Raw genomic sequence first — 20,098 nt, 5'->3', positions numbered from 1 at the left:
CCCTTTCGGCACCGCGCCTCAGCGTACTGACCGGCGCGCTTGCGGGCGCACGGTTGACGATTCGTCATATCGCTACGATTCGATGATCGGTCGCGTGTGTGAGCGAAGGTCGACATGGGCAAGACCATCGCAGTCCACGTCCCTCCCGGCGTGTGATTGTGAGCGCCGAACAACGGCATTCCTTCGCGAATGACCGGATTGTGCACGGTGCGGATTCCAGAAGGGTGACTACCTGTGGTGGAAGATCTCGATGCCGTCGAACAGGCCATGCTGGCCAATCTCCTCGACGGTCGGCGGCCTCGTCGGCGCAGTTCGGAAACGCCGACCCGGTCCAATCGACAACACCAGCCCCCGCAGCAGCGCCGTCAGGCGCAGTCGGTGCCGCGCGCGGTCATCCCGGCGCCGGCGCCCACCGCGGCTCCCAATCGCGACGCTACGCGCGTACTCGACATCGGTCGGGTGATCAAGCAGATCGACCCCCGAACCACGCCCGAGCAACGCCACGCGATGGCGACGAGTTGGACCCAGCTGGACCTGACGGCGGCCCAGGTGTTGGCCTGGCTGACCGCCGGCATCCTGCCCACCGAGTACAAGCTCGCGGCCGCGTGCCTGGAGCGAGGCCTGACCCCGCAGGACATGAAGACCCGCCTCGAGGGCGTACGCGTGGTGGAGCGACTGCGCAGCGAGGGCGTCGAAGGAGTGGTGGCCCTGCTGCGCAGCGGTGCCGCGTAGGCGGGCCGCATCGAGGCACATCGCAGGCCCGGGCCGGGATGATCATTGACATGGTTCATTACCCAGCCTAGCTTTTAGCGATGTGAAGGATTCGGGGGCGGGTACCGCCGCCCCACCCACTCTGACGCATCGCCAGATCTTGCTGGTCTTTTGCGGGTTGATGCTCGGCGTCATGCTGGCATCGCTCGACGCGACCATCGTTTCGACGGCGATGCCGACGATAGTCGCCGACCTCGGCGGGCTCGAACATCTGGCGTGGGTGACCACCGCGTACACCCTCGCCACCGCCGTCTCGATCCCGCTGTACGGCAAGCTCGGTGACGTACACGGCCGCAAGCGGCTCTTCCAGTTCGCCATCGTGGTCTTCCTCGCGGGCTCGATGTTGTGCGGAATCGCCCAGTCGATGGGGACCCTGATCGCCTTCCGGGTGATCCAGGGGCTCGGCGCCGGCGGGCTCATGAGCAACGCGCAGGCCATCATCGGCGATCTGGTGCCACCTGCGGAGCGCGGTCGCTACCAGGGGTTCATCGCGTCCACGGTCGCCTTCTCGACCGTGTGTGGGCCCCTGATCGGCGGCTTCTTCACCGAAGCGCTGTCGTGGCGATGGGTGTTCTATGTGAACATCCCACTGGGCGCGGTGGCTCTGATGGTCACGTCGGTGGTGCTCAGGCTGCCGCGCAAGGCGTATACCAAGCGTCCGTTCGACCGGTACGGGCTCGCGCTGCTCACCTGCGGGACCAGCGCCCTGATCCTGTTCACCAGTTGGGGCGGAACGCAGTACGCCTGGATCTCCGCGCCGAGCCTGGTCTTGGCCGGCACTGCGGTCGCCATGCTTGCGGCATTCGTCCTGGTCGAGCGGCGCGCAGTCGATCCGTTGATCCCCCTACGGCTGCTCTCGCGCAATACGATCGTGCGCGTCGCATGCCCCCTGACCATGGTCACCGGGTGCCTGACCATCGGGATGAGCACCTTCCTGCCGATCTACCAGCAGATCGTGCGCGGTCACGGGCCCACCGAGTCGGGGCTGCTGCTCGCGCCGATGATGCTCTCGATGATGGTCTGTTCGACCCTGACGGGTCGGTTGATCTCGCGGATCGGCAAGTACAAGCGTTTTCCTCTGATCGGCACCCTGCTCGCCGCGGCCGGGCTCGCGGTGTTGTCACTGCTCGGCACCGACAGCCCGTACCCGCATCTGCTGATCGGACTGATGGTGCTGGGATTCGGTCTCGGCACGATCGGACCGGTCACCACACTCGCGGTGCAGAACTCGGTCGACCAAGCCGACATCGGCGTGGCCACCGGCCTCAACTCGTTCGCGCGCTCGATCGGTTCGGCGCTGGGCGCGGCCATGCTCGGAGCGGTGTTCGCACACGGGCTCGCCGACGGCGCCGTCGCGGGTGGGGCCGGCGAGAGCGGCATGGGCGTGACGCGGCAGGCGATCGACGCGTTGCCGGCGGGGCAACGGGAGGCGACACTGGCCGGATTCGCGGACGCTCTGGACGCGGTGTTCCTCGCCGCGATCCCGATCGCGGTGCTCGGCTTCGTACTCGCACTGCTGCTGCGGGAGATCCCGCTGCGCCGGGGACCGAAGCATCTGACGGCCGCGTCAGCGGACACCGAGCGCAAGCTCTCCGAGGCCGGCTGACATATCGCGCAGGTCCTCCGCCGCGTCCCAGGCCCAGTGGTTGGGGTTGGCGGCGAGCGCCTCGTCGGTCTCCAGTCGGCGCAATGCGAGTCCGGCCAGGTCCGGGACCAGTTCGTGGTGGCCCCGCTCCTTCAGTCGATGCAGCACCGCCACCACGTCGCACACGCGTCGGGTGAGGCTGCGTTCGGGAACACCCTCGATCAGCCGGGACAGGCCGTAGCCGGCCATCAGGCCCAGGATCATGCCGCGTATGGCCGGTAGGTCGTGCCGCTCTGGCGCCGGTTCGAACCGGCGCCACCAACGCGCCCACGCCTCCGGCTCGGTGGTCGCACGGGCCTCGAAGGCGGTACGGCGCGGCAACGGGGACGTGGAGCGCGTGTATCCGGCGCGCATCAACCGTTCGAGCGCCGCGTCGACCGCGGCCTCCAACTCGGGATGCGGCGAAGGCACTCGGTCGGTGTCCCGAACCTGCTCGGCGGCCGTCACGGTCATCGTCGTCATGCGATGTATTGGAGCGGAGTGTCGCGTTGCCGCGCCCTGCGATCACTCGAACAAGGGACACTGTGTCGTATGAACGAGTGGGAGCTGTGGCGCCAGGACGACAATGGCGCACGTTTCCGGATCCGGGGTTACGCCGACCGGGTCGGCGCGATCGCCGGGCGGTTGGTGATCGAGTCCGGAATGCCGCACAAGCAGGTGTACTGGGTGGCCGGGCCACGCCTCCCGACCTGCCCGACGCCGGCCGACGCCGCGGACCTGATCCAGGCGCTGTCGGCGACTCCGGAGCCGTCGGCCGCCGCGTTCCTCGCCGCGTTTCGGCGGGTCGGCGAATCGTTGCAGGACGATGGTCGGTTGGAGCCCGACACCATAGCGGCCGTGTTCCGCGCCGCATGGGACACCGCCGAACCCGCTGCCGGAGAGTGGGAGTCGGGGTCCGACGCCGAATCCGGGCATGCCGACGATCCCGTGCCCGCACTCGGCCGGGCCCGGGAGCATCTCACCCGCGCCGCCGTCGCGTTGCGGATTCGGGACCCGCAGGCGGTCATGCGCTGGCAGGATCTGCTCGACCTCGTGACGCACGTGCCGCGCTGACGGCGGTCGCCGCCGGGCAGGTGGCCGCCGGGGGAGTCGGCATCGCGGGGGCAGGGACACCCATCGACTCAGGGGGAATCGATGCGCGAGCTCCAGGCCGGCGATCCGACGCGGATCGGGCCCTATGCGATCCATGGCCGACTCGGCGCCGGCGGTATGGGGCGGGTCTATCTGGGCCGATCGCCCGGTGGGCGGCCCGTCGCGGTGAAGGTGATTCACGCCGAGTTGGCCCAGGATCCCGACTTCCGGGCCAGGTTCCGGCGCGAGATCGACGTCGCCCGCCGGGTGCAGGGCTTCTTCACCGCACCCGTGCTGGACGCCGACGCCGACGCCGACGAGCCGTGGCTGACCACCGCCTACATACCCGGGCCGTCGTTGCACGCGGCAGTGGTCGAGCAGGGGCCGCTGCCCGTCGAGGCCGTGCGGGTGTTGGCCGGCGGCCTCGCCGAGGCTTTGGCCGCGCTGCATACCGCGGGGGTGGTGCATCGGGACCTGAAGCCGTCCAACGTGCTGTTGGCCGAGGACGGCCCGCGCGTGATCGACTTCGGCATCTCGCGGATCGGCGAGCAGACCGCGCTGACCCGCACCGGCAGCACCATCGGCTCCCCCGGCTATCTCGCCCCCGAGCAGGCGCTGGACATCGAAGTGGGGCCCGCGGGGGACGTGTTCGCGCTCGGCGGTGTCCTGGCCTACGCCTCGACCGGCCGACCACCCTTCGGAGGCGGCCGTGTGGAGGCCGTGGTGTACCGCGTCGTGCACGGCGAGCCGGATCTGGACGGTGTACCGCGCGAACTCCGGGGCCTGATCCAGTCCTGTCTGGCCAAGGATCCCGAGGACCGCCCACCCGCCACACAGGTACTGGCCTACCTCCAAGCACTCGGCGTGGACGCGCACCCGGCCCCGGACACATGGCTCCCCGAAGCCGTCACCACGATGCTTCCCGCGCACCAAGCCCCTGCCGGCTCCTTACCCACCCCCGCGCCGTCCGGGCCGCCCATGCCGGCTCCCCTGCCCGCCGCCGCCCCGCCCCACCCCGCTCCCCCTGCCGACGACTCGCGCCCGTCGGTCACCCACCCGCTGCCCGCGCGCCCGGCGCACGACCTGGTCGTCCCCGCACCGCCGCCGAGCCACGTACCGACCTACACGTCCTCACCCTGGGCGGTGCCCTCCGCCGAACCCCGCAGGCGTGGTCGCGCGGGTCCGATCGCGGCCGCCGTCGTGGCCTGCCTGCTGGCCGTGGGCACGGCGGTGGCCGTGCCCAGGCTTGTCCACGACGACTCCCCCGCCGCCCATCGGACCGACCCGCCGACCACGGGCACCCCCTCGACCCGGCCCTCCGCCGCAGGACGCGTGTCACCGGGCGACGGCACCCCCGGCGGTACCGCCCCCACCGCCACGGTCGTGCCCCCGACCGCCGGGACCCGCGCCACGGCAGCCCCGCCGAACTCCGGCGGAGAGACGCGGCACAGCCTCCAGGGCATCACCTTCGCCGTGCCTGCGGGCTGGACCGTCGAACAGGGCGCGGACGGCCCGAACGTGGTGTGCGTGTTGCCGCCCACCGCGCTTCTGGGTCGCCCCAACGACGGGTGCGCGGTGGACGGCGTGGAGATCCGCCTGCCGGACCCGCCCGGTGACGAATGGGGGCGGGCACTGGATCTCGAATCCGGCTCTGGGTGGGTCTGGCAGGGCGACGCGTGGTGCCGCGGCACCATCCCTCACGGCAGCGCGTTGACCACGTCCTCGGCGATCGTGGAACGAGGTCTGCGCCCGGTCGGGAACAAGTCCGCCGACTATCGGCGCTGGACGGCCGGTTGCGACAACGGCTCCTCCTATCACCCACGCGTGTGGTGGTTGCCGGTCACGAAGCTCTCGATCGAGACCTTTGCGATGCCGCCGAGGTTGGACGCGACGGCCGATCGCATCGCCGCGTCCTTCGACTTCTCGGGCTACTCGGGCGCCCAGGGGTGACCGGCGGTCCCGACCGCGCTCACGGCTTCTCCCAGATCTCGAACGCCCTTACCGTGAACGGCACATCGGGGACGAAGACGCCCTCACCCGGATAGGTGCTGAAGTCGCCTTCCGTGGCGCATTCCCGGCTCTGATACATCGTCACGTAGCGATCCATGCGGTTCGCGAAGGACAGCGCATCGACCCCCTCGGGGAGGGAGACACACTGCTCCACGTTGGAATCGGCCAACTCGAAGCTCGCCGTCGGTGCGCCCGCGAAGCCCGGAGAGGGCCAGAAGCACACCTGCCCGGGCGCACACGCGGACGCGGCGGCGGTGTCGGCGGATGCGCCGGGCGCTCCCACCGCGGTCAACAGGCTCGTGGTCAAGGCCAGCGCGCAGACAAAACGGCGTCGCATGCGGTTCATGGGATGTTCCCCGTTCGTCGAATCCGTGCCCCGGTTCCGACGTGTTTCCACGGTCGCTCGTGGAGGGGGAAAACGCACGCGAATGGCGGTGAATTAGCTCTAAAGAGTGCATCGGATATCAATATCCCGCATCCGGGAACCGAAGTGCGAAACGTTTCGTCAGTGTAGGTATCGGCTTTACTCGGAGGCTGTCATGGCTGTTGTGTCCGTCCCTCGTCGCCATCTCGTCCGCTCCGCGCTCGGTGTCGCCGCCGTCGTCGGCATCGCCGCGACGACCGTGTTGTCCGGAACAGCGCAGGCCGCCGGCGCCACCTACCTCACCAACATCCGCGCCGGGGAACACGCCACCTACGACCGCGTGGTCCTCGACTTCTCCGCCGGCGTGCCCGCCTACGGGAGCACCACGAGCAACGAGCTCTACCAGTGCGCGAGCGGGAAGCCGATCAGCTTCCCCAACAGCGCCGAGTACCTCGAGTTGGACATCGCGAGCGCCGCCCACGACGACAACGGCAACCCCACCTATACGGGCCCGCGTCAGGTGACGACCAACCTGCCCTCGCTCACCGGATACGCGATCACCTGCGACTTCGAAGGCAAACTCAAGGTCGGCATCGGCTACAAGAGCAATGTGCATCAGGTGGTCACGTCCGTTCTGACCAACCCGAGCCGCATCGTGATCGACGTCCAGCGCTGATCGACGTCCGGCGCCGATCGGGAGTCGACCGCTCGGTCGCCGCGACCGACCCCCGATCACGTGGTCATCCACCGTTCGACCGCCGCCGGTTCGGCGGCGGTCGGCACCATCGGCGAATCAACCGCGAGCGGGCACTATGTGGACCTCGTACATCCGCTCCGCGTTTCTCGTTCAGCGCCGGCTACATCCACGTCTCGGCGGACGGGGCCCGCGGGCCCCGGCCACGGCGCCGCCTTCGAGTCGGATCGGCGCGCTCAGATCCCGCCGTGGTGTCGATGGAAGGCCTCGGCCTCGACACCGTCGTCTTCGGCGCCCACCGCCGTGCGTACCGCGTCCGACAGACCGCGCGCCCGCATCCGTCGTGGACCCGCGGCGACCATCGGATCGCTGTTCAGGTCCTTCAACAGCGCAACACACAACGCCATCATCACCAACACGAACGGCAACGCGACCAGAATGGTCGCCTGCTGAAGAGACTTGAGCCCGCCCGCGACCAGCAGTACAGCGGCGACCGCGCCGATCAGGGCGCCCCATACGACCACCAGCAGGCGACCCGGCCTCAGTGAGCCCCGGCTGGTCAGCGAACCGAGCACCAGAGATGCCGAGTCGGCCCCGGTGACGAAGTACAGCGCGACCAGGACCATCGTCACGGTCGCGGTGACGCCGTACAGGGGCAGTGCGTCCAGCATCGCGAACAGCCCCGATTCCGGCCCCTCGGCGACCTTGGCCACCAAGTCGGCCGTGCCGGTCTGTTGCATCCGCAGCGCGGTCCCGCCCATCACCGCGAACCAGACGGTGCTCGCCCCGCTGGGTACGAGCAGTACGCCGATCACGAACTGGCGGACCGTCCGGCCGCGTGAGATGCGTGCGATGAACGTCCCCACGAAGGGGGCCCAGGAGAGCCACCATGCCCAGTAGAAGATCGTCCAGGAGCCCATCCACGCGTCGCCGCCGAAGGTTCCGGTGCGGGTCGCCGTGGTCAGCAGGTCGTTGAGGTAGCTGCCGACCGAGGCCGGCAACACGCCGAGGACGTACACCGTCGGGCCGACCACGAAGACGAACAACATGAGCATCAGCGCGAGCAGCACGTTCGCCGTGCTGAGCCACTTGACGCCGCGATGGATCCCGCTGAACGCGGACACCACGAACGCGGCCGTCAGGGCTACGATGATCACCACGTGCAGTGTGGAGGTGTCCTCGATGTCGGTGGTGAGGTCGAGGCCCTTGGCCACTTGAAGGGCACCGAGACCGAGGCTCGTGGCCGAGCCGAACACGGTCGCGAAGATGGCGAGCAGGTCGATCGCCCGGCCCGCCGCACCGTCCGCGTGCCGACCCAGGAGTGGCACGAATGCCGCGCTGACCCGATTTCCCCGACCGCGCCGGAAGGTCGCGTACGCGAGGGAGAGGCCGGCGATCGCGTAGATGGCCCACGGGTGCAACGTCCAGTGGAACAACGTCCATTCGAGCGCCGCCCCGGCCGCGCCCGGGGTCTCCGGGACCGCTCCCGAGGCCGGTGGCGGGGTGGTGAAGTGCTGGATGGGCTCGGCCACCGCGTAGAACATCAGCCCGATGCCCATGCCCGCGCTGAACATCATCGCGATCCAGGCTCCGGTGCCGAACTCCGGTTCGTCGTCGTCTCGGCCCAGGCGGATCCGACCGTACTTCGACAGGGCGATGAACACCGCGAGCACCAGGAAAAGGTCGGCGGCGACGACGAACAACCAGCCGAAATTGCGGATCGTCCAGTCGAGGCCGCTCGATGCCGCCGTATCGAGCGAACCCTTCGCGAAGACGCCCCAGAGGACGACGGCGAGAACAGCGGCGAAGCCGATGCCCGCGACGACCGGGTCCACGCGAGGCGCGGCTGCGGCGTCCCGGCTCGATCCGCTCACTGAGTCATCCTTTTCGTCCGGATATGCCCCGCATCACATCGTGCGGGCTCGCGGATCGGGACGAGGGGGGCGCGCCGGGTCGAACGTGGGTGTCACTCCTTTGTCGCAGCCATCCGTACGGCCTCCGCCGTCGACCGGTGAAGCGCCGCGATGTGGCGAATCTGCTTGTCCGGGTCGCGAATCCAGTCCCCGCTCCAAAGGCGGTACACAGCCCAACCGCGCCGCTCCAGTCGAACCGTCCGCAGCCACTCACGCTCGCGCGCGGAGGGCGTCGCGAGGTAGACCGTGCTCCGATCCGTCTCGATCGCGACGAGCATCCGTCGCGAGCACCGTCCGCACCCCGCGACTGCGTTCGTCGATGTCACCGAGTCTGCGCCTGCGCCTGCGGACACAGGCGCACCGGCGTGCGCGGCCTCGACCGCGTCCTCACCCACATGAGGGGTGTCGCCGATGCGGGCTCCGAGGCAGCCGCCGGCGCCCGCAGGCGGGCCTGCGGGGGCGGGCGGGGCTGCGGAAGGTGCGCTGTTGGCTGCGGTCGGATGTCGATCGCGGCTTCCGCACGCGTCGACAACGGCCTCCACCCTCACTCGCTCGCAGGCACCCGCACCCGCACCCGCACCCGCACCCGCACCCGCACCCGCACCAAGATCAGCCGGACGCTCGGGGAGCGCAATCACAACACCCGCAGGGCCCCCGAACTCGTACATCGGGTCGAGACCGGCCGCCCTCAGCCGATCGAGCACGTCCGCATGAAACACGTCCGGGCCGTCGACGTCGCGCCTGTTCCCGCCGAGCCGCACGCCCGCGACCGCCTTCACGCGCGCCGGCGCCCTCGCGACCGCTGCTTCGCCCTCGGACCTCCCACGGCCGCACCCGCCCGAGGCCGCGTGCCGTAGCACCGTTCGCAACAGCCGTGCGCCGCGTGCGCGCAGTCGGGCCGGGTCGAGTTCGCTCGCCTCGAAGGCGGTCACCACGATCAGTCGCCGGCGTGCATGGGACACCGCCGACGCAACGAGTGCGTCCCCGCCGGGCATGGTCGCCGCGCCGAATCGATGGATCAGCCGACCCTCGCGATCCCGCTTCGCCCCGACGCTGAGGAGCACCGTGTCCCACTCACCGCCATGAAGGGCCGCCGCGCGACCCACCACGAGGTCCGGGCCCGAGCGCCCCGCCGGCAGCGCGGCCTGGATCCGGCGCGCCTGCGACCCACCCAGGGTGACGACGGCAACGCTCTCGTCGGGATGGCGTGCCCGGTATTCCCGCACCGTCTCGACCACCGCCGCGACATCGTCCTCGACCGACACGATGTGCCGCACGGCCACCTCCCCGCGCACGCCCGGGAGGGCGGCGGTCGCGCCGTCCGAAGGCAGCGCGAGCCGTTCGTCGAGGGCACGGTGCGGGTAGCCGATCCGGATCGGCCCAACGAACCGGCTCACCGACGCGAGCACCGACCGCAGGTCGCCTTCGGAACCGGGGTCGCCGGGTTCGACCGGGCCGTCCGGATCGCCGAGCCCCGGCCCCAGGGGGTCACCGATCACGACGACCCGATCCGCCCGCAACAGCGCCGGGATCGCGTCGCGTTCGCTCACCGTCCCCGCGTCGTCCACCACCACCAAGTCGAAGTGCGCGCTATCCGGCAACTGCCGCGCCGCACGCGGCGACATCACGTGCACCGGCACGCTTGCCGGCATCGCCTGCAACCGCATCCGCCCATCCGCGAGTGCTACCGACCCGGGTCCACCCGCGCCCGCAGTCGCCGCCGCTCGGGTCCGATAGCGATGCGCGTGCGCCTGCAGGCCCACCACCCCGCCGGGGTCGCCGGCGGTCGCGGCGTGTGCGAGTGAGGTGTACAGGAATCGCTCGTACTCGTCCGCGACCTGTTCCGCCGGCACCGTCCGCGCCGTCAGGCTGGCGACGAGCGGGGCGAGGCCGGCGGTCGCCAGTCGGGCATACGAGCGACAGCGGTCCGCGAGTACCTCCGGCGACACGCCCTTCGCCGAGATCGACCGGGCGAAACGGTCGAGGTGGGTCGCGATGTCGGGTAACGAGGTGTCGGCCGCCAGGCCCAGGGGTGGGAACAGGGTTTCGGCGTACGCCGCGAGCGCCTGCCGTTCGTGCTCCGAGTCGGCCCACGCCGGCACCATCGCCCGCAGGAACGCCGCCTCGGGCAGTCCGCCCGGCTGCTCCCGGAAGAGCCGACGCAGCGCCCGTGCCTCCGCCAGCGCGAGCCGCATCCCGCCCCGATCGATGGGAAAGCGTGTGTGCTCGCGCACATGGCGGCGGACGGCGGGACGGCCGTACCAGTGCGTGGTCGCCAGCAGTTGCCGGATCGAATACGGCCCGACGAGGACCCCCGGATCGATGCCGACCGAGAACTCTCGCACCCGTTTGACGAGGGCCAGACACGCGGCCCACTCGGCCGGATCGCGCGGTTCGGGCCCATCGGGATGCAGTCGGGCCCGCCTCGCGGCCGCCCGGATCACCCGGAAGCGAGCACGCAACTCGGCGAGTTCGCCGACCATGGTCCGCGCCTGCTCGGGGGTGTCGATCTTTACCCCGTGCCACACGCGGTCACGCAGCCCGCCCGCGCGCACGAAGCGCTCGAGGTCGCATCCGAGCCGCCGGGCCTCGCCTGGATCGAGTTCCGCCGCGCGCCGGGGATCGAGAACGGGCCCGGTCCACGGCGCCCGCCCGACGAGGTGGTCCTGGATCCCGTGCAGGGTCAACCCCCAGGCGCCGAACGGCTCGACCATGGCACGCCTGTGCCGATCCAACACCGCACCGTCCTCGGCACCCGCCCCCTCGCCGGCGCCCCACCTCCCGCCCGCACCCGCGCCCGGGGATGGCACCCGCGCCCCGACGTCGACCCCGACGTCGGCGAGTTCCGCCCACAACCGCTGTACGCCGTAACGCTGTCGCGTCACCACGAGCACCCGACCGCCGGTGTCGATCTCCCGCCGGATGATCATCGCGGCGGTCCTGGTCTTGCCCGTCCCGGCCGCGCCCACCACCACGAGGACGGGAGGACGGGCGGACGCAGCGGCGAGGATCCGCAACTGGTCCGGGTCGGCGTCGCCCACCCACCCCGTCGCCTTCGCGTCGGGATCCGCCGCCCGCAGCGTCACCGCGGCCCCGGCCAAGGCCGCGACGACGCCCCCTCGAGCGGTGTACCAGCGATGCCCCGGATCGGTCGGCAACGGAAACCGCCCGTCCGCCCAGCGCAGCAGCGCGGCACCGACGACTTCCTCCTCACCATGCGCCATGTCCCGTCCTCCCTGAGGAAGACTCTCCTCCCGGGCGGCACACGCCCGCAGCGGGCAATCCCTCAAACCGGGGCCGTGCCCGCCGTTCCGGCACCCACCCGGTCCACGGCGCGTCGATCGGCGCACGCACCGCCGGCGCCCGCTTCCGGAACCACCGCCCGGGCCCGCTCTCCAGACACCCGACACGCCCCGTCACTCCCGATACAACCGCGCCACCACCTCCTCGATGGTCGGCTCGCGCACGGACACGTCCCGCAACCCACCGTCGCGCGCGATCCTGGCGATCAACTCCCCCGCAGGCACCCCGTCCAGCGCAAAGGTGACCCGGCGACCGTCCGCCTCGGCGCCCTCGACCGTAACCCCCGGCATGCGCACATCCAGCTCGCGCGCCTCGTCCAGATCGACCACCACTCGCCGGCGCGAGCCATAGCGCGCGTGCAGGGCCTCCAGCGTGCCGTCGTGGACCACGTGTCCCCGGTCGATCACGATCAGGCGTCGGCACAGGTGTTCGATGTCGGCGAGGTCGTGGGTGGTGAGGACGGTCGTCACCTCCCCGCCGGCGCCGATGTCCGCCAGGAACGCGCGCAGCGACTGCTTGCTGACCACGTCGAGTCCGATCGTCGGCTCGTCCAGGAACAACACGTCGGGTCCGTGCAGGAGCGCCGCGGTGATCTCGCCGCGCATGCGCTGCCCGAGGGAGAGTTGGCGCACCGGGGTGTCCATGAACTCGTCCAGTTCCAGCATCGCCCGGCATCGCTTGAGCCGGGCCTCGTGTTCGACGCGCGGCACCGTGTACACCGCGCCCAACAGCCGGAACGACTCGCGCAGCGGTAGGTCCCACCACAGTTGCGAGCGCTGCCCGAAGACCACCCCGATCCGGCGGGCGAGTCGGCGCCGGCGGGGCACCGGCTCGAGTCCGCAGACGCGGATGTGGCCCGAGGTCGGGGTCAGGATCCCGGTCATCATCTTGAGCGTGGTCGACTTGCCGGCCCCGTTGGGTCCGATGTAGCCGACCATCTCGCCCCGGGCGATGCTCAGTTCGACGCCGTCGACCGCGGACACCGTCCGCGTTTCCCGCCGCACCCGGCCTATCTTGCGCTTGATCGTGAATTCCTTGCGCAGGTCGCGCACTTCGATCATCGTGTCGGTCTCGATCATCGTCTCGGTCGCGGTGTCGATCACGATCCCGTACTCCTGTAGTGCCGAATCCCCGTCCGCCACACCAGCAGCGCGATCGTCCAGGCGAGCGCGGCGGCGGCCGGAGAGGACCAGGCGAGCCAGTTCGGCCCGCCGAGCGGATCCGCGTGCCCCGTCAGGAACAGCGCGGGTTGATAGCCGACGAGCGCGAGGCCGACCCCGTACCCGAACACCCGGCGCAGCAGCCCCGGGTAGATCGTCGCCGGATAGCGGGCGAACTCCTTGCCGCCGTAGGTGAACGCGTTCGCGATCTCGCCGGATTCGACGAACCAGAACGCGACGCAGGCGCCCAGCAGGAACACGGCCGCGAACAGCGCGCAGCCCGCGAGCGGGGTGAGCGCGAGCATCAGCACGCGCGCCGGTGTCCAGTCGATGCCGGCGTATACGAGGACTGCCACCAGCAGCACCGACGACTGCGCCACACGCCCGACGCGGCGCAACGCGAAGTCGGTGGCGAGCAGTTGCGGCAACACGCGCAGCGGGCGGATGAGGATGGTGTCGAGCGTGCCCTTGCGAACATATGTGGACAGACGTTCGATGTTGCCCACCAGCAGGTCCGCGAGGTCGAACGCGAAGGCCGCGAGCGCGGACATCACCAACACCTCGCGCAGCCCGAATCCGCCGACCGTCGGCGAGACGCGGAATACCACCAGGATCACCGCGGCCTCGACGAGCGTGCCGAGCGCGCAGGACGCGACATCGATGCCGAACGACAACCGGTACTGGGTCTGACTGCGAATCTGGGCCCGCACCAGGCGCACGTACGCCTGTCCGACTCCCGGCTCAGCCACCCTGGATCACCAGCCTGTCGGTGGCGGCGCGCTGCACGCGCGCCACGAGCGGGATCAGGATCGCGACCCACACCAGTTGCAGGACGACGCTGCCGATCTGCTGTGCGGGACCGGGACGTTCGACCAGCACGTCGAGCGGGATCTGGAACAACCCGGGAAACGGGGTACCGAACCACAACACCGCCTGCGCCCACTCGGGCAGGAAGCGCAGCGGGAAAAAGGTGCCCGCGAACACCCCGGAGGCGAGCAGCCACACCGCACTCAGCCCGCGCGCGTCGAGGAGCCAGAACGCGCCGAGGTTGACCAGATAGCGCAGGGCGAAGCTGAGCACCGTGCCCAGGGTCAGCGAGATGACGAACAGCGGCACCGTGTAGAGGCGATGCGGGACGTACAGGGTGAACATCAGGCCGCCGGCGAGGACGGGGACGACCATGCGGGCGAGGACCGCGTAGGCGGCGCGCCCCAGGTCGGCGGCCAGGAACGCTTCGAAGGGGTCGATGGGGCGCAGCAGATCGGCGGTCACGTCTCCGCTGCGGACGCGGTCGGCGAGCTCGTTCCAGGACCACACGTGGACGACGCTGAGGATGCCCTGGCCGACCCAGACGTAGGTGGCGAGTTGGGTGGTGTCGTAGCCGCCCGGCCGGCGGCCGTCGTCGGCCAGGGCGCGCAGCAGCGAGTAGATCATCACACCGAAGACGATGTTGGTGAACAGTCCGGCGAGCGCCGCCTGGCGGTACGTGGACCAGCGGCGAAAGCCCGCGCCGAACAGCGCGCCGAAGCGGTACAGGCGGGCCCGGCGATCGGGCGGACGGTCGGGCCGCAGCGGGCGCGCGGAAGCGAATGACATGGTGAAATCCCTTCCCCGGGCGGCGTGCGGCGTCGGCGGAGCCGAACGGGCACGCGAGTCCGGGCATACCGGAGTGACCTCGGTCGGAGGCGTGGGATGCTCACTCTTGGTTTCGTTGCGCGGAGTCTGATGCGTGACGAACGCCGACTCCGGCCCGCAACACCCCGGGCAAGGCGAGCAAGAATAGCGGACACTCGGGTACGTTTCATCCAGGTTTTACTCACCCGTACGAGTGGGCACCCGATTTTTTCGCGTCAAGGGATGAACCGATGAGCACACTCGTGTGACGATCGTGTCCATGGTGCAGCAGTTGGGCAAGGGACAGAACACGCCGGTGACCCCCGCGAAGGTGCGCGCGGTCCTCGTCTGGCGGCCGGGGCCGGGTACACCCGGTCTGGACGCGTCGGCGCTGTTGTTGGGCGCGTCCGGTCGCGTCGCGAGTGACGCCGACTTCGTGTTCTACAACCAGCCGGCCCATCCGTCCGGCGCGGTGCGACACGTCGGCAAGGACGAGGGGACCTGGTCGCGGGACGCGCTGGAGATCGATCTCGGGTCGATGCCGGCGAGCGTGGATCGGGTGGTGCTCGCGGCGTCGGCGCACAACGGCACCTTCGCGGGCATCCGGGATCTGCACCTGCTGGTGAGCGACCCGGGGGCCGAGGTGGACCTGGTCCGGTTCGACATCGCGAACGCCACCGTGGAGACCGCCATGCTCGCGGGCGAGTTGTATCGCCGGGGCGGGGCCTGGAAGTTCCGGGCGATCGGGCAGGGCTACTCGACCGGCCTGGAAGGGCTCGCCACCGACTTCGGCATCTCGGTGACCGCCCCGCCGCCGCCCGCTCCCCCGCGGGTGCAGGCGCCGCCGCCGCCTCCGCCCCCGGTGCAGCAGCCGGCTCCGCCCCGGCTGAACGTCCGCAAGCCGGAGCCGGCGCCGCGGCCCGCCTCCACGCCGCCGCCCGTCACCCGGCAGTCGCCGGCCCCGAGCAATCCGGCCCGGCCGCCGGTGCGGCTGAGCAAGGTGACGTTGACCAAGGCGTCGCCGATGGTCTCGCTGAGCAAGGAAGGCATCACCGGGAGTCGGATGCGGGTGAACCTGAACTGGGTTCAGGCCGCTCCCGGGCGCGGCATGCTCAAGCGGTTGATGGGGCCGACGGACCTCGACCTGTGCTGCCTGTGGGAGCTGTCCGACGGTAGGAAGGGGATCGTGCAGGCGCTCGGCAACTCGTTCGGCTCGGCCGACTCGCCCCCGTACGTGTACCTGGACGGCGACGACCGCACGGGCGCCAATGCCGCCGGCGAGAACCTGTTCATCAACCTCGATCACAAGAGCAGCTTCAAGCGCCTGTTGATCTTCGCGTTCATCTACAAGGGTGTGACGTTCGACGACGCACAGGCGGTGGTGACGTTGACGCCGGCGACCGGACCCGAGCTGGAGATCAGGCTCGACGAGACCGGTGGCGCGGCGCGGTCGTGCGCGATCGCGTTGGTGCAGAACCAGGGTGGGGATCTGACGATCCAGCGCGAGGTGCGCTACATCAAGGGCAACCAGGAGAAGGTCGACCAGGCGTACGGCTGGGGCCTGCAGTGGCGGGCGGGCACGAAGGACTGACGCGAAGCCGACGCCCGCACCCGAGCTCGCACACGTCGCGGGCACGGGCGCGGGCGCCGTCGCGATCGTGGGCGCGGGCGGTCACAGGGCATGGACTTGGGTGCAGGCGCACGGGCCCGGAGAGCGGTGGCAGGTGCGGCCTCGGTCGCGGTTGCAGCCGTAGGCGCAGGCGCAGGCGCACGGAAGCGATCGCGGGTACGCATTTGGTCGCGGGCGCAAACGCACAAATGTGGTTGCAAGCGCGGCCTCTGTCGCCGTTGCAGCCACAGGCGCACGGGAGGGATGGCGAGTGTGCACTTGGTCGACTGCGCAGGCGCACGAATGTAGTCGCGGGCGTGGACTCACGGCGGCCGGAACAAGGCGTGCCGGTGGTCGCAGGAGCATTCGGTCGCAGGTGTAGTCCACGGGCGCCCTCCCGGTCGCGAGTAATCACGGATCCCCGTGCAGGCGCCCTCCGTGCGGCCACTCGGCGCCTGCGGCCAACTCGCGGCCGGCCCGGGCCCGCGGTCGCCCTACGCCCGGAGGGCCGCCCCGTGCCCGCTCACGCGTCGTCCGGGTGGGTTCCCTCCGGGCGTACGCCGATGCCCGGCAGGTCGACGTAACCGCCGGACGTCCACGCCCGGGTGCGCAGTCTGCGGACGCCGTCGATGCCCCAGTGGGCGAATGCCTCCAGGATCGACTCGGCGGCCTCGACCGCGTGTTCGGCGCCGGGGCGCAGCCAGACCTGGCGTCCGTTGCCCGGCATGTTGCCGAGTTCGAGCCGGTCCTGTCCGACCCGGATCTCGGCCGTGTGCGCGGGTTCGGCGACGTCGCCCAAGACCAGCAGCACCGGTTCCACCCATCCGACCAGGGGCATGTCCACCACCAGCGAGGACAGTACGCGCGGAAGCGCGTCGCAAAAGTCGGCCCAGTCGCGCGGGTCCGGCCCGAACGGCAGGAACAGCTCGGCCAGGCTCATGTCGGGCCGGCTGACGCACCAGATGTACGGCAGTCCGGCGAGCGATTCCGCGCGCTCGAATCCGCGCCGTTCGAAGGCCTCGCCCGCGCGGGTGGGGAACAACTCCATCACCAGCGCCTCGTTCGCGTCGTCACGCGAGAGCCGCAGGGTGATCCGGCGCGACCGCCACCGCAACCACGCGGCCGGCCCGCCACGCCAGGGCGCGGGCCCCAGGGTCGCGGTGAGCGCCGCGCCGAGCCGGGTGTGCGCGGCGTCCAACTCCCGCCCGCGGTCGCGGACATAGGGCACCGTGCCCCAGGCGCCGATCCCGCCTCCGCCGCCGTAGGCGTACTGGCCGGGCACCACGGGGCCCTGCAGGCCCGGCGTCGGCGGCGGTGGATCCACGCGGACCGGCAGCGGAGCGGTGAGGCGTACGCACGGCGCTCCCTCGGCATGCTCGCCGGGATCGCCCCGGCACAGCAGTCCGGGGATGCCGGTCTCGATCACCAGGCGCCCGTCCTCGTCCCGGCGAGTCTCCCAGCCGAGCCGCCCGGCGGTCTCCTGGAGGGCTTCGACGGACCAATCCCCCCACTCGGCGCCTCGGGCGGCGAGCAGCGTTCGGGCGAGTGTGTCGGCGGCAGGCATCACGGAGACGGCCATGCTCGACATGGTCACAGCACACGGGTCGATCGGACCAGACCCTTTACCGATCCGCGCTCGAAAAGATCGTCGGCGAACCCGCGTTCCCGCGGGCCCGCCGCGCCCCGAACCACCCCGGCCGTCCGCGCCGACGACCGACCGCCGACCGCGGACCGCGGACCAGCGACCCGCAGTGCACCGAACACCCGGCCCCGAAAACCAGGCACCGAGCACCAACCCCCGAACCCCATCAGAGCAGGCTGGTCTCCGGATACTTGCCGCTCGGCGTGACGATCGTCCCGGCATTGCCCCGCAGGATCTCCGCGGCCTGATCCAACGCGCCGATCGCCGCCATGTCACCGGTCATCTCGACGAACCGGCAGATGGCGTCGACCTTGGGCCCCATCGACCCGGCCGGGAAGTCGCCGGCGCGCAGTTGCATGGGCGTGGCGTTGGCGATCTCCTGCGCATCGGGCTGCCCGAATCCGCGCATCACCCGGGGCACGTCCGTGAGCAGCAACAGCGCGTCGGCGTCGAGGGCTTCGGCGAGCAGCGCCGCGGTGAGGTCCTTGTCCACCACGGCCTCGACGCCGGTGAGCTGGCCGAGTTCGTTGCGCACCACGGGCACGCCTCCGCCGCCCGCGCACACCGCGACCGCGCCGGAGGCGAGCAGTTGGCGGATCAGCCGGGTCTCCACCACGCGCGCGGGTTTGGGCGAGGGCACCACGCGGCGCCACCACTTGCCGTCCTGCTTGACGATCCAGCCGCGCTCCTGCGCGAGCCGTTTGGCCTCGTCCTCCTCGTAGACGGGGCCGACGAACTTGGTCGGGTCCTGGAAGGCGGGGTCGGCGGTGGAGACGAGGGTCTGGTTGATCAGTGAGCACACCTGGCGGCCGGGCAGCGCGTTCTGCAGCGACTGGAGCAGCCAGTAGCCGATCATGCCCTGGGTCATCGCGCCCAGCACGTCGAACGGGTAGGGCTGGCTGAGCGACTGGTCGGCGGCGGATTGCAGGGCCAGTACGCCGACCTGGGGACCGTTGCCGTGGGTCACCACCAGCTCGTGCTCACGCGCCAACGGGGCCAGTGACTTGACCGCCTTTTGGATGTTGTGCAGTTGGATGTCGGCGTCGGGCTTGTCCCCGCGCTGAAGCATCGCGTTTCCGCCGAGGGCGACGACGACGCGCATGGTGGATCCCTTCGGTCCGGGGCGAAGATCGCAAACGGCGGTCGGCCGATCGCGATCGTCGCGGCAAAGCGGGATGAATAGGGCGTTCCGTAACCACGCGCGGCCCGGGTACCGGTGGTCCGGTGCCAGGGCCGCGCCGATCCTTCCGCCGCGTGTCAGTCGCCGAGGGTGGCGACCATGACGGCTTTGATCGTGTGCAGGCGGTTCTCGGCCTCGTCGAAGACGATCGAGAACTCCGATTCGAAGACCTCGTCGGTGACCTCCAGCGCCTCCATGCCGGTCTTCTCGAAGATGTCCCGACCGACCGCGGTGTTGCGGTCGTGGAAGGCGGGGAGGCAGTGCATGAACTTGACCTTGGGGTTCCCGGTCGCCTTCACCACGTCCATGTTGACCTGGTACGCCTTGAGTTGCGCGATCCGGGTGTCCCAGACCTCCTTGGGCTCGCCCATGGACACCCACACGTCGGTGTACAGGAAGTCCACGCCCTTGACGCCTTCGGCGACGTCGGTGGTGTGGGTGATCGTGGCTCCGGTCCCGACCGCGATCTCCTTGGCCTTGTCGACGATCTCCGGGTGGTTCCACAATGCCTCGGGCGCCACCATGCGTACGTCCATGCCCAGCATCGCGGCGGTGATCAGCAGCGAGTTGCCCATGTTGTTGCGGGCGTCGCCGAGGTAGGCGAACGAGACGCGGTGCAGCGGCTTGTCCGAGTGTTCGCGCATCGTGAGCATGTCCGCGAGCATCTGCGTGGGGTGCCACTCGTCGGTCAGGCCGTTCCACACGGGCACGCCCGCGTACTTGCCGAGTTCCTCGACGTACTCCTGCTTGCTGCCTCGGTATTCGATGCCGTCGTACATCCGGCCGAGCACCCGCGCAGTGTCCTTCATCGACTCCTTGTGGCCGATCTGCGAGCCACTCGGGTCGAGGTAGGTCACGCCCGCGCCCTGGTCGTACGCGGCGACCTCGAACGCGCACCGCGTGCGGGTCGAGGTCTTCTCGAAGATCAGCGCGATGTTCTTGCCGACGAGGCGCTTTTGCTCGATGCCCGCGTACTTCGCGGCCTTCAGGTCCGCGGCGAGGTCGAGCAGGTGATTGAACTCCTTGGGCGTGAAGTCCAATTCCTTGAGGAAGTTGCGGTGACGCAGATTGAAGGCCATGGCTCCGGGCTTCTCTTCGAACGGGGATCGGGGGATCCGGGGG

At 70.4% G+C, this 20,098-nt stretch carries 16 protein-coding genes; 6 read left to right on the top strand and 10 right to left on the bottom strand.

Annotation, left to right across the window (positions count from 1 at the left end; all coding sequences use genetic code 11):
• The first annotated feature begins 237 nt into the window (after positions 1-237).
• Both ACFXKZ_RS04540 and ACFXKZ_RS04535 read left to right on the top strand, forming a co-directional pair.
• Positions 238-732 carry a hypothetical protein gene (locus tag ACFXKZ_RS04540; protein ID WP_379996300.1) on the top strand — a complete coding sequence of 165 codons (495 nt, stop codon included), beginning with the start codon at positions 238-240 and terminating at the stop codon, positions 730-732.
• A gap of 82 nt (positions 733-814) precedes the next feature.
• On the top strand, positions 815-2,377 hold the full coding sequence (locus tag ACFXKZ_RS04535; protein WP_379996298.1) for an MDR family MFS transporter: 1,563 nt from the start codon (positions 815-817) through the stop codon (positions 2,375-2,377).
• Here the strand turns inward: ACFXKZ_RS04535 and ACFXKZ_RS04530 are convergent.
• Positions 2,339-2,878 carry a hypothetical protein gene (locus ACFXKZ_RS04530; protein WP_379996296.1) on the bottom strand — a complete coding sequence of 180 codons (540 nt, stop codon included), beginning with the start codon at positions 2,876-2,878 and terminating at the stop codon, positions 2,339-2,341. The two genes, ACFXKZ_RS04535 and ACFXKZ_RS04530, sit on opposite strands and share 39 nt — an antisense overlap.
• Before the next feature lie 69 nt (positions 2,879-2,947).
• Here ACFXKZ_RS04530 and ACFXKZ_RS04525 point away from each other — a divergent pair, with 69 nt between their 5' ends.
• A complete protein-coding gene (locus ACFXKZ_RS04525; protein WP_379996293.1) occupies positions 2,948-3,469 on the top strand; it encodes a hypothetical protein in 522 nt (173 codons plus the stop codon).
• 81 nt (positions 3,470-3,550) lie between these two features.
• On the top strand, positions 3,551-5,437 hold the full coding sequence (locus tag ACFXKZ_RS04520) for a serine/threonine protein kinase (protein WP_379996291.1): 1,887 nt from the start codon (positions 3,551-3,553) through the stop codon (positions 5,435-5,437).
• 19 nt (positions 5,438-5,456) lie between these two features.
• Here the strand turns inward: ACFXKZ_RS04520 and ACFXKZ_RS04515 are convergent, their stop codons facing one another.
• A complete protein-coding gene (locus ACFXKZ_RS04515) occupies positions 5,457-5,843 on the bottom strand; it encodes a peptidase inhibitor family I36 protein (protein WP_379996288.1) in 387 nt (128 codons plus the stop codon).
• A 193-nt stretch (positions 5,844-6,036) separates the two neighbouring features.
• Here ACFXKZ_RS04515 and ACFXKZ_RS04510 point away from each other — a divergent pair, with 193 nt between their 5' ends.
• Positions 6,037-6,537, top strand: a complete 501-nt coding sequence (locus ACFXKZ_RS04510) for a hypothetical protein (protein WP_379996285.1) — start codon at positions 6,037-6,039, stop codon at positions 6,535-6,537.
• Between the two features lie 254 nt (positions 6,538-6,791).
• Here ACFXKZ_RS04510 and ACFXKZ_RS04505 read toward each other — a convergent pair whose 3' ends face one another.
• The 5 genes from ACFXKZ_RS04505 to ACFXKZ_RS04485 form a co-directional block, all read right to left on the bottom strand.
• Positions 6,792-8,429, bottom strand: a complete 1,638-nt coding sequence (locus tag ACFXKZ_RS04505; RefSeq protein ID WP_379996283.1) for a BCCT family transporter — start codon at positions 8,427-8,429, stop codon at positions 6,792-6,794.
• 92 nt (positions 8,430-8,521) lie between these two features.
• Entirely contained in the window at positions 8,522-11,692 is a 3,171-nt protein-coding gene (locus tag ACFXKZ_RS04500; protein WP_379996281.1) for a hypothetical protein, read from the bottom strand.
• A gap of 192 nt (positions 11,693-11,884) precedes the next feature.
• Positions 11,885-12,832, bottom strand: coding sequence for an ATP-binding cassette domain-containing protein (locus tag ACFXKZ_RS04495; RefSeq protein ID WP_379997294.1), 948 nt, complete (start codon positions 12,830-12,832; stop codon positions 11,885-11,887).
• Positions 12,833-12,870: 38 nt separating this feature from the next.
• On the bottom strand, positions 12,871-13,680 hold the full coding sequence (locus ACFXKZ_RS04490; RefSeq protein WP_379996279.1) for an ABC transporter permease: 810 nt from the start codon (positions 13,678-13,680) through the stop codon (positions 12,871-12,873).
• Positions 13,673-14,527, bottom strand: a complete 855-nt coding sequence (locus ACFXKZ_RS04485; protein WP_379996277.1) for an ABC transporter permease — start codon at positions 14,525-14,527, stop codon at positions 13,673-13,675. The genes ACFXKZ_RS04490 and ACFXKZ_RS04485 overlap by 8 nt, the downstream gene beginning before the upstream one ends.
• A 298-nt stretch (positions 14,528-14,825) precedes the next feature.
• Between ACFXKZ_RS04485 and ACFXKZ_RS04480 the strand changes: the two genes are divergently transcribed.
• Positions 14,826-16,136: a TerD family protein gene (locus ACFXKZ_RS04480; RefSeq protein ID WP_379996275.1), complete on the top strand. Its 1,311-nt coding sequence runs from the start codon at positions 14,826-14,828 to the stop codon at positions 16,134-16,136.
• Between the two features lie 541 nt (positions 16,137-16,677).
• On the opposite strand, the gene ACFXKZ_RS04475 is transcribed toward ACFXKZ_RS04480, so the two are convergent.
• The 3 genes from ACFXKZ_RS04475 to argF all read right to left on the bottom strand — a co-directional run bounded on the left by ACFXKZ_RS04475 (position 16,678) and on the right by argF (position 20,055).
• Positions 16,678-17,733: a hypothetical protein gene (locus ACFXKZ_RS04475; RefSeq protein WP_379996273.1), complete on the bottom strand. Its 1,056-nt coding sequence runs from the start codon at positions 17,731-17,733 to the stop codon at positions 16,678-16,680.
• Between the two features lie 229 nt (positions 17,734-17,962).
• Positions 17,963-18,898, bottom strand: coding sequence for a carbamate kinase (arcC, locus tag ACFXKZ_RS04470; protein ID WP_379996271.1), 936 nt, complete (start codon positions 18,896-18,898; stop codon positions 17,963-17,965).
• A gap of 155 nt (positions 18,899-19,053) precedes the next feature.
• Complete coding sequence (gene argF, locus ACFXKZ_RS04465; protein ID WP_379996269.1) at positions 19,054-20,055, bottom strand: ornithine carbamoyltransferase; 1,002 nt, start codon at positions 20,053-20,055, stop codon at positions 19,054-19,056.
• Between the last annotated feature and the right edge of the window lie 43 nt (positions 20,056-20,098).

This window comes from Embleya sp. NPDC059237 (assembly GCF_042754105.1).
Classification (GTDB): domain Bacteria; phylum Actinomycetota; class Actinomycetes; order Streptomycetales; family Streptomycetaceae; genus Embleya.
The sequence above is the reverse complement of the archived record's forward strand: the minus strand, read 5'-3'. Positions and strand labels throughout refer to the sequence as shown.